This is a genomic window from Micromonospora sp. CNZ303 (assembly GCF_004345505.1).
The window spans coordinates 290664-304735 of the sequence record NZ_SLVT01000004.1 but is presented as its reverse complement, the minus strand read 5'-3'; the positions used below and the strand labels follow the sequence as shown (position 1 = coordinate 304735).

The window sequence follows — 14072 nt, the reverse complement described above, 5'->3', positions numbered from 1 at the left end:
AGTACGGCCTGCCGGGTGGACGTCAGGCGGTGTAGAGGATCTTCACCCCGTTCATGCTGACGGCCGAGACGGCCGTGCCCCGGACGGCGGAGTTGAGGTTGCGCCAGCCGTTGTTGCTGGCCGCCTCGTGCACCATGCCCCCGGCCACCGTGTAGATGTGCTTGACGCCGTTGAAGTTGATCGCGGCCAACGCGTCCGGACTGACGCCGGAGATGCCGGAGTTGAGGTTCCGCCAGCCGGTGTTGCTCGCCGCCTCGTGCACCGAACCACCGACCACGGTGTAGACGATCTTCACGCCGTTGAGGTTGATCGCGGCCAGCGCGTTCGGACTGACCCCGGCGATGCCGGAGTTGAGGTTCCGCCAGCCGTTGTTGCTCGCCGCCTCGTGCACCATGCCCCCGGCCACCGTGTAGATGATCTTCACGCCGTTGAGGTTGATCGCGGCCAGCGCGTTCGGACTGACCCCCGAGATGCCGGTGTTCAGGTTGCGCCAGCCGTTGTTGCTCGCCGCCTCGTGGACCATGCCCCCGATCACGGTGTAGATGTACTTCACGCCGTCGACGTTGATCACGGCGAGCGCGTTGTTGCTGACCCCCGAGATGCCGGTCCACAGGTTGCGCCAGCCGGTGTCGCTGGCCGCCTCGTACACCCGACCGTCGTTGACCGTGTAGAGCAGCTTGTTGGTGCCCATGACCATCGACGCGGTGGTCGAGCCGGTGATGCTGTTGACCGGTAGCATCTGCCAGCCGCTGTGGCTGCCGGACTCGTACACCTGGCGGTTGGCGCTGACCTGCCCGCAGTTCCGGCTGGTCATGTTCCGGGCCGCCGAGACGGGGCCGGAGACGTAGAGCGGCCCGGTGTTCGGGCTGCCGTCGGAGGTGATGCCGGAGGGCACGCCGTTGAAGTACGCCTCGGTCTTGACGCCGTCGCGCGTCTGCTCGTAGTGCAGGTGCGGGCCGGTCGAGTTTCCGGTGCTGCCGACCCGGCCGATCTGCTGGCCGGTCGACACCCACTGCCCGGCGCGCACCGGCGGGGACTCGATCATGTGCGCGTAGCTGCTCCGCCAGCCGCCGCCGTGGTCGATCACCACGTACCAGCCGCCGCCGCTGGTCCAGCCGGCGAACGTGACGGTGCCGGCGTACGAGGCGAGGATCGGACGGCCGTTGCTGGCCCCGCCGGTGAAGGTCATGTCGATGTCGTAGTCGTCATGCCCGTAGTAGGTGGCCATCCGCCAGGTCTCGCCGCAGGGGAACGGCATCTGGAAGTTCGGCCGTGGGCCCGCGGCCTGGGCCGGTGCGGCCACGACAGCGATGGCGCCCACCATGGCGAGCAGCACGGCGCCGACACCGGCGAGTGCCAGGCGGGCCGTGGTGAGGACGCGGGCGGGTAGACCCGTCATAGGGAAGTTCCCTCCGGAGCCGGAATTTGATGTTGATGGATGCTAAGGCAGCCATCGACATCCGGCGAGAGGGGGCGGACGGTTCCGTCCGGCGGGCGGAACCGGCCGGCGGCGGCGGGAGGGCCGGGTCAGACGGCCACCGTCGTGCCGGCGAGCAGGGCGAGGATCGTCTGGTTCGCCTCCCAGCCGTCCGGGAACTTGACCGGCACGTCCAGGTGCACGGTCTCCGTCGACGGGTGGGCGTCCAGCAGCTCGCCGATCCCGGCGCGCGCCACCACGACGCACGCCTGGCGGTGCCGCGACGTCAACACGCAGAGCCGCCCCGACTCCAGGTGGAACGCGGTCGCGTCGCGCCGCCCCGACAGCGGGTGCAGCACGATCGTCACGTCGTACTCCCGGCCCTGGAGCCGGTTGGCGGTGTCGACGGTGATGCCGGCCCCCGCCGGCCCCAGGTGCGCGCGGATGGCGGCGGCCTGGTCGCGGTGGGCGGCCCCGACGGCGATCCGGTCGGCGGTGACCGGCGCGCCCGCCGGCGCGTGCTCGGAGACGGCGACCGCTCCCCGCTGGAGCACCCGCAGCGCCAGGGCCGCGCAGGCCGAGGCGGCCTCCGCATCGGTACGCAGGGTCTGCCGCGCCGGCAGCTCGTGCAGCGCCCAGCCGGTGGCCGCCGCCAGGTCAACCGTGCGGTCCAGGGCATCGCCCGTCCCGGGCCCACCGAGGCGCAACGCCCGGTCGGCCGGGCCGGTGCCGGCGCGGAACCCGGTGAACGGGTAGAACGCCGCCGCGACCACCGGGGCCGCCGAGGCGGGCAGCCGCCACGACACCGGCAGCCGGTGCACCGGCAGCTCCGGGTTGTGCCGCAGCAGCACCGCCACCGCCGACTGCATCGGATCCCAGGTCAGGCCCGTCCAGCGGCCCGTCTCCACCGTCGAGAACGGGTCGAGCTGGCCGGGATCGCCGACGAACAGCGCCCGCTCGAACCGCCCGGCCACGCGCAGCAGGGCGTCCGAACGCATCTGGTACGCCTCGTCGACGATCGCCCACGGCCAGGAGCCCTCGGCGACCGTGGCCCACTTGGCGGCCGTACCGATGATGACGGCCGGGCCACCCAGGTCGGCGACCTTCGCGGCGACCTTGACCGTCTCGTGGCCCCTGACCCGCTCGGACGGCCGGTAGTCGGCGGCGGAGAGCCGCCCGATGCGCAGCTCCGGCGCCTTGCGCGCCAGGCGGTCGATGAGGTCGTCGACCTGCTCGTTGGTCTGCGCGATGATGATCAGCGGTTCGCCGGCGGCGGCCAGCTCGACGGCGGCGCGCACCACCAGGGTCGACTTGCCGGCCCCCGGCGGCGAGTCGACCACCACGCCGCGATGGTCGCCGGAGCGCAGGTCGGCCAGTACGGCGGCGATGACCCGTTCCGCCTCGACCGCCGGCGGCACCTCCAGCCCGGAGCGCATCGATTCCCCCTCCCACCGATCACCGGGACACTACGCCTGCCCCACCGCCGAGCGGTGACGCCGTGCCCCGGTCAGGCCCCGCGCGACGGCCGGCCCCTCGACGGCCGCGCTGTCGGGCCGGTGGCGCGGGGCGGGCGCGGCGGGCCGCGACGGGACGCCAAAACCGGGCTCCCACCAGTGCGGACACCACTAGCGTGAACGTGCGGGCGGGGACGCCTCCGCCCGGTAACCGGCCATGTCGACCATGGGGGTGTCCGTGCGCGGGCCAAAACGTGGTCCGGTCTGGGCGGCCCAACTGTGGCTGCGCCAGCGCCGGCGCCGGTGGCGCACCCGACGCGAACGCCGGACGGAGCGGGACCGCCGCCGGCGGACCGACCAGCGGGCCAGCAACCGGGTCAGGTGGCGCTACCGCCGCTGGCTGCGGTGGACCATCGTCGCCGTCGCCTGGACGTTCCTGGGCTGGACCGTGCTCTCCCTGGTCCTGGCGGCCCTCGACACCGAGCTGAACTTCCTGCGGATGACCAGGTGGTGCAAGGGAGACCGGCCGAGGGCGTACTACTGCGGGCAGGTGGTGGGCTCCGTCAAGCCCCTGATGGGCGCGGCGTTGGCGCTGGCGTTCTTCTACTACTGGCGCTACGTCCCGGTCCGCCGCTGGTACCGGCGCAACGTGCTGCGCAACAGCCGGATGGTGCTGCCCAGCGTCGAGCGGGGCCTCGACCCGAACGACGTCGTCGGCCGCGACGAGCTGTGCGAGCTGCTGATCCAGCGGCTGCGCGACCGGGCGACCCGGCGTCCACTGCTGCTGGTGGGCGGCATCGGCACCGGCAAGACGGCCACCCTGGCACGCCTCGCGGAGCTGCTGATGGCCGCCGACGTCGTACCGATCGGGGTCGACCTGCGGTCGGTCACCGACCGGGAGAAGCTCAACTTCCGCGAGCTCGCCGTCGAGGAGTTCGGACGCATCATCGACACCCGGCTGCGCGCCTCGGGCGAGGCCGACCGGATCTGGCGGAGGCTCTGGCTGGAGAACCGCCTCGTGGTGCTCGCCGACGGGCTGGAGGAGAGCCTCGCCGACTCCAGCGAGCCCGCCGACCGGGACAGCGTGCTGCGGGACGCCATCCACACCGCCGTCCGCGAGCGGCTGCCCCTGGTGATCGCCTCGCGGCCCGACGATCCGCTGCGCGGGATGGACGCGCTGCTGCTGCAACTGGAGCCGCTCGCCCAGGGCCCCGCCCTCGAGTACGTGCAGGCCCGCAGCCGCCGCTCGGACGCAGGCCACCGGTGGGAGCGCATCACCGAACTGGTCAAGGCCGCCGACGTCGCGGACTCGCCGTTCTACCTGCGGGTCATCGGGCAGCTCCACGAGGTCGACCGGCTGGACCGCGTCGAGCCGGTGGGCCCGGGCCGGGTGGCGCTGCGCTGGCGCCTGCTGGAGGAGTGGCACGCCGCCACCGTCGCCGGCGACCTGTACGAGGACTACGGCCTGCCGACGGTCGAACGGCAGGACTCGATCGAGGTGCTCTCCGCCCTCGCCTGCATCGGACTGCGCGACAACCGGCTGTCGGTGCGGACGACGCAACTCACCGGCGGCGACGACGCCACCGACGCCGGGCGGCGGTGGATCCTGACCGAGCTGCGCAACCGGCTGCACAAGCTCGACGCCGGCAACGCACAGGACGTCGGGCTGGCCGAGACCACCGGGGACGCGCTGAACATCGTGGTGAAGCTGAAGGACGGAGTGCGTTTCCAGCACGGGGTGATCCAGGCGTACCTCGGCGCGCGCTTCCTCACCGCCGCCATGCGCGACCCCGGCTTCCTCGATCGCGCCTTCGCCCACCACCACGGCCCGGGACGGGAACTGCTGGCCGCCCTGACCCTGCACACCCGCAGCGCGGGCGCGTTCGCGCATCTGGACGGGCGACGCCAGCGGACCGTCCGGCCCGGGAACCTGCCCCGCCTCGGCGACGCCGTACGGCGCAAGGTGGGCCTGCCGGCGGAGAGCCGGGACGCGATCGCCACCCGGAAGATGTCGATCGACCTCCTGCGGCAGCTCTGTGCCAAGGCGGTACGCACCCCGAACCGCACCCGGGCGCTGGAGATGTTCGCCGCCGCGCTGGAGATGGACGCCGCCACCGGGCACACCTCGCACCGGCGACTCGCCGACGCCATCCACGGCGCCTGGTGCCACTACCAGGGCGACGGGTCCGTCACCGACCGCCCCCTCGAAGACGCCAAGATCGCCCTCGTGCACCGCTACGGCGACGCCGCCCGGCAGCTCGCGGAGCGGCCCCCCGATCCCACCGGGCTCCGGTCGCGGCGACCCACCCCGCAGTACGACCAGCTGTTCCTGATGATGGCCCACGAGGGGTCCTACCTTCCCCGGCTGGCTGCGGCCCGCGAGATCGCCGCCGGCGGCAACGCGGCCGTCCGCGCGCTGCGCGGCCGGCTCTTCGACCCGCCGCGAGCGGACGAGTCACCGGACCAGGAGCGCCTCGACGAGATACGGACCTGGATGACGCCGTCGCTGTTCCTCTACGCCGACGACGAGCACGGACCCGGCGAACCCAACTGGCGGCACGAGGCCCACCGGGCCCTCCAACGCTGGGTGCACCGGCTGGCCACCGACGCCACCGACGGGGCCCGCGTCTACGAGCTCACGCTCGCCCAGGGGTTCCGCCTCGCGGCGAACTGCCGGGTCTACCCGGCGCACCGCAGTTTGCTGATCGAGGAGGCCGAGAAGGCGCTGCGGTACTCCCGGTTCTGGTACTCGCACCTGGTGCTCATCCAGGCGCTGACCCTGCTGGCCCTGCCCCGCGATCCCGGCGAGACGCTGCGCGAACGGGGCCACGGCTCGGACCCGCGCGGACTGGTCGACTTCTGGACCTCGATCGCCGGCGGCGGCGACCGCGCCCCGCACCGCCACAGCCGCACCGACCACCCGCTCGTACGCAAGGTCGCGGACCTGTGCGTCGAGTCGCTCGTCGACCGGCACCCCGAGCGACGTTGCTGGATCGACGAGCGGGAGATCGTCGGGCGGGTGGGGACGGTCAGCCCACAGCCCGGCATCCGCCGGCTCCAGGACTCCTGGCTGCCCGCCTCGCACGGCTGGGCCGTCCTGGAACCACGGGCGCAACGGCTGCTGGCCGACGTGATGCTGCTGCTCAACCTCGCCGACCGGGGCAAGGACAGCATCGAGCGGGCCCGCCGGCTCACCCGGGCCAGCCGGCCCGAGCTGCCGCCGTGCCTGACCATCGATCGCACCGCCATGCGGGTCACCCTCAGCCGCCGCCAGGCCCACGACGTCCAGCCCGGCTCCACCTGCATCGACGACTGCCCGTTCCGGCTGTGCCCGCTGCCGCCGAAGGGCGACGAGCTGCCGTACCAGATGGAGGAGGTCTTCTGCGCCCACCAGATCGACCTCGTCGGGCACTGGTTCCGGCCGGGCGCGCGGGCCGACTGGCAGGCGGTCAACCGCAGGGACCTGCGCACGTTCTGGCACGAGATGTCCGAACGGATGGCCCCCGCCTGGCGCAAGTGAGCCGTACGGCGTCCGGCACTAGGCTTCGACGCATGTGGACGTCGCGATGGCACGGCCTGGCGGCGAAGGTGGCCCTGGTGCCGGTGGTCGGCCTCGTGGCCGTTGTCGGCCTGGTGGTGCAGGCGTCCGGTATCGACACCGACGCCGAACGGGCGGCGCTGTTGGCGGTGCTGGTGTCCTCCGGCGCGCTCTACCTTCGCCGCCGCCATCCGGTGGCGGTGGGCGTGGTGGCGCTGGCCGCCGTCGGCGCGTACGGCGCGCTGCTGCACCGGCCCGGGCCGATCATGCTGGTGTTCGTCGTGGCGCTCTACACCGTCGTCGACGAGGGGCATCTCGGGGTCGCCGTCGGGCTCGGTCTCGCCTCGGTGGTCGCCTTCGCCGTCGCGGACAGCTACCACCGGACGGCCGAGAGTGTGAACGGGGCGACGCTGCTGCACGCCGGTTGGCTCGTCGCGGTCATCGTGGGCGTGACCCGCAACCGCCGGGCCTACCTGGCCGAGGCGCAGGCCCGGGTGCTGGCCGCGGAGCAGGGCAAGGAGGAGGAGGCCCGGCGACGGGCCACCGAGGAGCGGCTGCGCATCGCCCGTGAGCTGCACGACGTGCTCGGTCACCATCTCTCACTGATCAACGTGCAGGCCAGCGCCGCGCTGTACCGGCCGGATCCCGACCGGTCCGCGCAGGCACTCGCCGCGATCAAACAGACGAGCAAGGAGACGCTGCGGGAGTTGCGCACGACGCTCGGCATCCTGCGGCGGGAGGGCGCGGCGCCGACCGGGCCCACACCCGGCCTCGACCGCTTGTACGAGCTGGTCACGACGGCCGGGCGGTCCGGGTTGGAGATCCGCACCGAGCTGGCCGAGACTCGCGCGCTGCCGCCGGAGGTGGACCTGGCGGCGTACCGGATCGTCCAGGAGGCGCTTACCAACGTGACCCGGCACGCCGGTGCGACCGCAGTGGTGATCCGCGTCCGGCCGGACCGCGACGACGTGCTGCTGGAGGTCGAGGACGACGGCGTCGGCACGGCGGGCCAGCCCGGCAACGGGATCCTGGGCATGGGCGAGCGGGCCCGGGCACTGGGCGGCTCGCTGACCACGGGCCCGGGCGTGGACGGCGGCTTCCGGGTACGGGCCCGCCTGCCGATACCGCCCGCCCCGGTGCCAGCGGGCCCGCCCGCGCCACGACCGGAGCCGGGGGACGTGGCGTGATCCGGGTGCTGCTCGCCGACGACCAGACCCTGGTGCGCGCCGGGTTCGGGTCCATCCTGAGCGGTGAGGACGGCATCGAGGTGGTCGGCGAGGCCGCCGACGGTGCCGAGGCGGTGCGGCTCGCCCGGCAGCTGCGGCCGGACGTCGTGCTCATGGACATCCGGATGCCCCGACTGGACGGCCTGACCGCCACCCGGGAGATCGCCACGAGCTCCGACGTCCGCGTGATCATCCTGACCACGTTCGACCTGGACGAGTACGTCTACGGCGCGCTGCGGGCCGGCGCGAGCGGCTTCCTGGTCAAGGACACCGAGCCCGCGGAGCTCATCCACGGGGTGCGGGTGGTGGCGCGCGGTGACGCGCTCATCGCGCCGTCGATCACCCGCCGGCTGATCTCCGAGTTCGCCGCCCGGGCCACGCACCCGGATCCGGGGCCGCGGCTGAGCGCGCTGACGGAGCGGGAGCGTGAGGTGCTGGTGCTGGTCGCCGCCGGCCTGTCCAACGACGAGATCGCGGCGCGGCTGGTGCTGAGCCCGGCCACCGCGAAGACGCACGTCAGCCGGATCATGACCAAGACCCGGGTCCGGGACCGGGCCCAGTTGGTGATCCTCGCGTACGAGTCCGGCCTGACCGTTCCCGGCTGGCTCACCCGCTCCTGACGGCGACCTCCGCGACCGCACCGACCCGGCGCCCCTGGCCGGGCGGCGATCAGGCGCCCTGGCAGGTCAGCGATCCAACGCCCCGGCCGGTCGGCGATCAGGCGGGGCGCCGGGAACGCACCAGGGCCAGCCCGCCGAGGAGCACGGCGACCAGCCCCACCACCAGGGCAACGTAGGCCCCGCCCCGCCCGTTTCCGGTGCCGATACCGCTGTCGGAGGTGGCCACGACCAGCCCGCCGAGGGCGACGCCGATCAGCCCCGCGGCCAGGGCCACGGTGGCCCCGAGCCGGCCGGAGCCGGTGCCGAACCGACCGGCGGGGCGGGCCAGAGCCAGCCCGCCGACGATCACGCCGGCCAGCCCCAGCAGGGCGGCGACGGTGGCCCCGAGTCGCCCGGCGCTCATGGTGTAGGCACTGGTGGCGGCAAGCAGGTGACGGACGTTCATCGAGGATCCCTTCGCTCGCATGACGAGTACAGCCGGCAGCGTATGTACCGGCGTGGTCATGGGTCGTCATGCCGGAGTTGGCGATGGGCCTACCACCCGGGTTGCGCGCGCCCGGGGTGCCATACATCCCTGGTTGTCCCGGGCTGGTCCACCGGGCGGCAAGCAGGCGACGGCCATCTGGTGTGCCGAGCGGCAGGACTAGACCCGGGCACACCGGGTACGCGCGGCCGGAACCTGGAGGTGGTACCCGGATGGCGAGGTTCCTGTTCACGGCGACCTACACGGTCGAGGGGATCAACGGGTTGGTGAAGGAAGGCGGGGCGAGCCGCGTCGAGGTGATCCAGGCGTTGGTCGAGAACGCCGGTGGCCGGATGGAGTCGTTCGACTTCGGGCTCGGCCCGTACGACGTGTACGTGATCTGCGATCTTCCCGACCAGCAGACCGCCGTCGCCCTGGCCGCCACGATCCGGGCGGCCGGCGGCCTGGACACCCGGATCAACCCGCTGCTGACCCCGCAGGACATGGACGAGGCGCTCCAGATGAGGATGGCCTACCGACCGCCGGGAGCCTGACCCGCCGAACCGGCCGCCACGGGAGCCGACGTGGCGGCCGAGGGCGTCACGGCACTCGGGCCACCTTGCGGCGGTGGGCGCGCAGGGCCGCGGCGTCGGGATGGTCCGCCGTACGAGCCGGAAGGTGCAACTTGTCGCCGCTGCGGCGGGTGTAGTGCGCGGCCTCCGCCTTGACCCGGATGCGGAGCTGGTCGTCGATCCAGATCAGGCCGCGGTCGAAGAGGTTGTGCACGTCGGCCCGGAGCAGCAGACCGTTCGTCACCCTGTTCGTGGCGGGTCCGTCGTACGGCGAGATGTGCGCGGCCTGGAGGGCGGCTTCGGTGTCGCAGCCCGTGATGGCGCAGCGGCCCCCGTACGCCTCGAGAAGCCTGCGCCGGAAGTCTGCCTGCCCCTGGCGGGCGGTTACCTCCGCGAGCCGGCGGCGACGGCCCTCCGCCAGCGCCTCGGGCTCCGGCGCTCTGCTCGCCTCCAGCGCATCGACGAGTCGATCGAACTCGGGCGCGTCCATTCCCCGCACGCCACGCACCGGGCCCGCTGGCAGGACGGGAACGTCCTCCCCGCTGTCGCGGAGATGCCGGGTCAGGGCGGCGTCCCATCGAATCGCCACCCGCCACTCCAGCCCGCCCTCCGTGGCCCGCTGGTACGGGCCGGCACAAGCGACGCCGGCCGCGACGAGGCGTCCGGGTGGCTCGGTGGCGTACGCCCAGATCCGGTCGCCGGAGGCGATGTGGCGGTAGCCGGCGGGGAGCTGCCAGTCGACAACGGTGTCGCGGTGGAAGTACTCCCAGACGTCCTCCCCCGACGAGCTGTCGCCCACGTCCACCGGGCAGATCCAGTCGGTGTGCTCGCGTCGGCCGAGCACCGCGTCGGCGAGCGGCTGGTTGTGGCCCCGCGCATGCAGGGTCCGGGACCGGAGCAGCGGCTCGGTGAGTGCACGGGCGGCCAGGACGACGCGCTCGTCCCCGAGCGCCGCGATCAGGTCCTCGACGTCGCCGGCGAGGACCTCCTGGTCCGGCCCGGCATCGACGTAGTCCGACGGCCACCTGGTGAGGCCGGGATGGGCCGCCCGGAAGCCTGCCGGCGTCCAGTGACCGTCGAGCACCGACTTACGTACGACCAGGAAGCCCTCGGCCGGGGCACCGGCGCCCGGCTCGGTCGGCTCGTGCAGCACGAACGTCTCCATCGTCTTCATGGAGACAGCCGACAGCCGTGGCGGATCCGTCCGGGTGCCGGGCAGGCAGGAAAGCGCCCAATGGTCCCGCTCGGTGGCCACCGCGTCCGGCACCACCGCGTCGAGGTAGGCCCGGTTGGCCGCCACCACCGAGTCGAAGTACGGGCCGCCCGCCAGCCGCTCGAAGCGGCTCACGGGATCCGTGGACGCGGTCCGCTGCCCGGGCAGCAGCCGATTGAACCGTGGATTCACGAGGGTGAGCAGGGCCTCCTTGAGCGCCTTCGGATCGCCCGTCTCCCGCCACCTGATCTCGCACCGGCCGAGCCACGCAGCGATCTCGGCGGCGGTCGCCTGCCGGCCGAGTTCCCGGTCGAGCAGCTCGCCGACCTGCTTGTGCAGCACCGACGAGCCCCGGTTGCTCCGCAGGTGGGCGCGGAGTCGTTCCCGCAGGGTCCGCCCCGTCTCACCCACATAGACGATGTCGCCGTCGAGAAGCACGACGTGTGTTCCCGGCACGAGGGGCGCAAGGGCCGCGGTGTCGGGTGTGAACGGCTTCGGTTCGGTGAAGGAATCGAGCAGACCGTCGAGAGTGGAGTCCGGCATCCGGGGAGGCTACCGACGCCGACACGCTCCGGTGGCCCCGCAGGGGCCATCGCGGAACCGCCGGGATCGACAACCGTGGCTTGGCCATCCCCGGCACGCACCCGGCGGGGCATCCCAGCCAGCACTGTTCCGAGTGCAAGAATCGCGCACGTTGCGGATCACTGAGGAGGCGGCGTGAGCTTCGACTACCTCTTGACGGACCACCCAGCCTGGCAGACGGACGGCAACGACCTCCACCGCCTGCTGACAGACGACAAGGACGCTGCCTGGCTGCTCACGGTCCGCGGCTCACGGGCCACCTTCCGTGCCGTGTCCGGCGACGATCCTCCACCACGCGTCGCCACGTTCCTCGCGCCATCGCCGGCGCCACCGCAGGCCGCGCCCATCCACGAAGCCCTCTCGGCACTCGGCACAGTGGGACGGCAGCACAACCCCAGCCTGTGGGATGCCCTGGCGACGGCAATCGTCCGGCAGGTCATCCGGGCGGGGCAGGCCCGTCGGCTCTATCGCGAGTTCTGCCTGCGCTTCGGCCCCGGGGTCGCGCTATCCGATGAGACGGACATTCACTCTTTCCCATCCCCGGAACGTGTGCTAACTCTGAGCGATGACGACTTTACCCACAGTGGTATGGCGTTCAAGCGGAAACCCTTGCGGCATGCGGCACAGGCGTTCCTCGCCCACGGCGAGGCATGGTCGAGACTCGCGCCGTCCGTACTGGTCAAGGAGCTGCAAACCATTCCTGGCATCGGCCCGTGGAGCGCAGGCGCGGCGGTCGCCGACTGGAGCAACGACTGGGCGCTCTATCCATACGGCGACCTGGCGATCCGCACCTGGGCACGGCGGGCGAACCCAGACCATCACTGGCCCGCTGACGAACCGTCGTTCGCGCGAGCGTGGCGGCGAGTGACCGGTGACAGCCTCGCCACCTACACCGTGCTCACCCTTGCCCTCGGTTGCCGACACAGCGGATCCATCTGACAGCCCGATCCTCGGCGCCCGTCCGAACGAACCGCTGGACCTGCTGCTGGTCAACGCCCCGCTGCGCGACTACGACCTTCGGCCCCGAGTCAACGATTTCACCCTGCCCGTACTCGGAATGGGCTACATCGCCACCTATGCCGCTGCCCAGGGCTTCCACGTCGGCGTACTTGACGGCGAGTCCCTTGGCCTCAGCATCAGCCGGATCTGCGACATCGCCAACAAGGCCGCGCCACGATGGGTGGGCTTCAACCTTCTGGCGCCCACCTACGAGCTGAGTGCACGCATCGCGGTCGGGCTTGATCCGGCGATTCAGATCATGGTGGGTGGCCACCAAGCCAAAGCCATGCCTGCAATGGTCATCGACGACGTCCGGTTCGGCCGCTTGGAGGCCCTCGTCATCGGCGAGGGTGAGACGCGGGTCACGGAGCTGCTTCACGATCGCCGCCGTCGGGCTGTGCTGCCCGGAGTCATGTGGCGCGATCCCGTCCTACGTACGCCGGTCACGGGAGGCATGCCCGGCACCGGCGGCCATTTGGCTCCGGACATCAACCGCCTGCCGTTCGTGGACCGACGCTACTTCGCGGCCGACCCGTACCGCCCAGACGCCGGGCCGCTGGAGGCAGCCATGGTGGGTGCCCGAGGCTGCCCGTACGACTGTTCGTTCTGTGGGGCCGCCGTCAGCGCGAATCCTGATGTAACGATCCGTACCCGCGAGCCGGAGAACATCATCGCCGAGATGGACGAAGTCCACGCTCGCTACGGAGTAACGGCGTTCCGCTTCGTCGACGACCTCTTCCTCGGCTATGAGCGATTCATCCGCCGCTGTATAGCCGCGTTCGGCGAGGCCAGGGTGGGCACCCGATATGTCTGGGACGCCACAGGTCGGATCAACGTACTCGCCCGAGCAGACGACAGGTTGCTTGAGACTCTGGCCGAGAACGGCTGTCGAGAGGTGGCGCTCGGCATTGAGTCCGGTAGCGCACGAGTGCTTGGCCACATCGGGAAACGGATCAATCCTGAACTGACCCGTCAGGTGGTACACCGGCTCACCCGACTTGGCATCAGCGTCAAGGGCTACTTCATCCTCGGCTTGCCCACCGAGACCCGTACCGAACTCGATGCGACCGTCCAGCATGTCCACGAGCTGTGGGATCTTGCCGACAGCCAGCCCGGTTCCTTCCGGGCCAGTGTGTTCGAGTTCCGCCCGTATCCAGGAACGCCGGAGTGGCATCGGCTTCTGGCCACCGGCCGATACGACCCGGCGCAGTTGCTGGACTACGGCGCGGTCGACCTGACCAGCGACGGATTGGACGAAGCGATGCGAGAACGCGACGAGTTCAACTTCTCGGTGAATCTCCAGTTCGGTGAGGTCGAGCTGCCGTACGTGCGGCGCAGACTCGTCGAACTGGCCCGCGCCCAACACGGTCGATCGGCGTCGCTGTGAGCGGCCAGTTCATCGTCGTGGACGGCCCGAGCGGCGTCGGGAAGACCACGGCCACGGCGCTGCTGGCAGGCGCCCTGGCTGCTGAGGGCTGGCAGGTGCACCCGACGAAGGAACCGACCCATACGAAGCTGGGTGAGACGGCGCGGTACGGAACGGATGACTACCGCGGTTTGACCCTCGCCTGCCTTGTCGCCGCTGACCGCTACCACCATCTGGAGACCGAGGTCCGGCCGGCACTGGCCGCCGGAAAGATCGTGTTGTGCGATCGCTACCTTGCCACGTCGTTGGTGTTGCAGCGGCTTGACGGCGTGGATCCGGCCTTCATCTGGGACATCAACCGCCTCGCTGACCGCCCTGACCTCATAGTCGTCCTTACGGGCGATCCGGCTCGCTCGCGTGCAAGAGCCGCCGCGCGGGGGATCCACAGCCGCTTTCATCGTGGCGGGCTCGACGCCGGCCGGCGGGAGATGGACCTCTACGTCCGAGTCTCACAAGAGCTGAGCGCGCCGGATTCGCGGTGCACGTCCATGACGTGGGCGAGCAGTCGCCTGACGTCGTGGCCGCCGCGCTCCTCGGTCCGGTCCGGGCGCTGCTGAAGGCA

11 protein-coding genes are annotated in these 14072 nt (G+C 71.7%); 7 read left to right on the top strand and 4 right to left on the bottom strand.

Annotation, left to right across the window (positions count from 1 at the left end):
- Positions 1-22 precede the first annotated feature (22 nt).
- A complete protein-coding gene (locus EV374_RS32875) occupies positions 23-1399 on the bottom strand; it encodes a M23 family metallopeptidase (RefSeq protein ID WP_486485662.1) in 1377 nt (458 codons plus the stop codon).
- 128 nt (positions 1400-1527) lie between these two features.
- Complete coding sequence (locus EV374_RS09730; protein ID WP_132233730.1) at positions 1528-2853, bottom strand: AAA family ATPase; 1326 nt, start codon at positions 2851-2853, stop codon at positions 1528-1530.
- Positions 2854-3088: 235 nt separating this feature from the next.
- Here EV374_RS09730 and EV374_RS09725 point away from each other — a divergent pair, with 235 nt between their 5' ends.
- Genes EV374_RS09725 through EV374_RS09715 form a run of 3 tightly spaced genes read left to right on the top strand, consistent with a single transcriptional unit; the run spans position 3089 to position 8255 of the window.
- The gene (locus EV374_RS09725) at positions 3089-6391 is read left to right on the top strand and encodes a hypothetical protein (protein ID WP_132233728.1); all 3303 of its coding nucleotides are present in this window, start codon (positions 3089-3091) and stop codon (positions 6389-6391) included.
- 32 nt (positions 6392-6423) lie between these two features.
- Complete coding sequence (locus tag EV374_RS09720) at positions 6424-7596, top strand: sensor histidine kinase (protein WP_132233726.1); 1173 nt, start codon at positions 6424-6426, stop codon at positions 7594-7596.
- Entirely contained in the window at positions 7593-8255 is a 663-nt protein-coding gene (locus EV374_RS09715) for a response regulator transcription factor (protein WP_132233724.1), read from the top strand. The genes EV374_RS09720 and EV374_RS09715 overlap by 4 nt, the downstream gene beginning before the upstream one ends.
- A 97-nt stretch (positions 8256-8352) precedes the next feature.
- Here the strand turns inward: EV374_RS09715 and EV374_RS09710 are convergent, their stop codons facing one another.
- Positions 8353-8700, bottom strand: coding sequence for a DUF6223 family protein (locus EV374_RS09710; RefSeq protein ID WP_132233722.1), 348 nt, complete (start codon positions 8698-8700; stop codon positions 8353-8355).
- A gap of 251 nt (positions 8701-8951) precedes the next feature.
- Here EV374_RS09710 and EV374_RS09705 point away from each other — a divergent pair, with 251 nt between their 5' ends.
- Positions 8952-9272, top strand: coding sequence for a GYD domain-containing protein (locus EV374_RS09705; RefSeq protein ID WP_132233720.1), 321 nt, complete (start codon positions 8952-8954; stop codon positions 9270-9272).
- 46 nt (positions 9273-9318) lie between these two features.
- Here the strand turns inward: EV374_RS09705 and EV374_RS32870 are convergent, their stop codons facing one another.
- On the bottom strand, positions 9319-11046 hold the full coding sequence (locus EV374_RS32870; protein ID WP_207913970.1) for an HNH endonuclease: 1728 nt from the start codon (positions 11044-11046) through the stop codon (positions 9319-9321).
- Between the two features lie 174 nt (positions 11047-11220).
- On the opposite strand from EV374_RS32870, the gene EV374_RS09695 reads away from it, so the two are divergent.
- The 3 genes from EV374_RS09695 to tmk are packed head-to-tail and all read left to right on the top strand — an operon-like array spanning position 11221 to position 14067.
- Positions 11221-12024, top strand: coding sequence for a DNA glycosylase family protein (locus EV374_RS09695; RefSeq protein ID WP_486485661.1), 804 nt, complete (start codon positions 11221-11223; stop codon positions 12022-12024).
- Positions 11990-13471, top strand: a complete 1482-nt coding sequence (locus EV374_RS09690) for a B12-binding domain-containing radical SAM protein (protein ID WP_486485660.1) — start codon at positions 11990-11992, stop codon at positions 13469-13471. The genes EV374_RS09695 and EV374_RS09690 overlap by 35 nt, the downstream gene beginning before the upstream one ends.
- Positions 13468-14067, top strand: coding sequence for a dTMP kinase (tmk, locus tag EV374_RS09685; RefSeq protein ID WP_165947734.1), 600 nt, complete (start codon positions 13468-13470; stop codon positions 14065-14067). The genes EV374_RS09690 and tmk overlap by 4 nt, the downstream gene beginning before the upstream one ends.
- Positions 14068-14072: the final 5 nt, after the last annotated feature.